Genomic DNA, 337 nt, shown 5'->3' with positions numbered 1-337 from the left:
AGCTCCAGCAAGGCGAGATCACGTGTGGTGAAGACTGTGTCAGCCCCCGCGCCGAAGACGACGAAGACTCCGATCACGTTCTCCCCATGCAGCATCGGGACGGCAATCACCGCCGAGCGATAGCGAGTGGTCGTCGGGTCGATGTGCCCTCGGTAGACCGCTGCGTACTCGTCAAAGATCACGCCTGATCGCGCGCGCACCACCTCCCCGGTCACTCCTTCGCCGATCGGGAAGGTCTCGCCGGCCTGGCAGCCGACGCTGAGGTCGACCATCTTCGTGTAGGTCCCTGAGCGTTCGTCGACGAGAGCAATGGATCCGCTCGAGGACTCCAGTAGGG

1 protein-coding gene is annotated in these 337 nt (G+C 63.8%); it reads right to left on the bottom strand.

Annotated features, from left to right (window positions below; genetic code table 11):
- A partial coding sequence (locus tag NLU14_RS21405) for a GAF domain-containing protein (RefSeq protein ID WP_275710432.1) occupies positions 1 to 272 on the bottom strand: 272 nt, incomplete at its 3' end.
- Between the last annotated feature and the right edge of the window lie 65 nt (positions 273 to 337).

It is taken from the genome of Marinobacter iranensis, from assembly GCF_029207565.1.
Lineage (GTDB): Bacteria > Pseudomonadota > Gammaproteobacteria > Pseudomonadales > Oleiphilaceae > Marinobacter > Marinobacter iranensis.
Note: the sequence above shows the minus strand (reverse complement) of the source record. Positions and strands in the feature narration are given on the sequence as shown.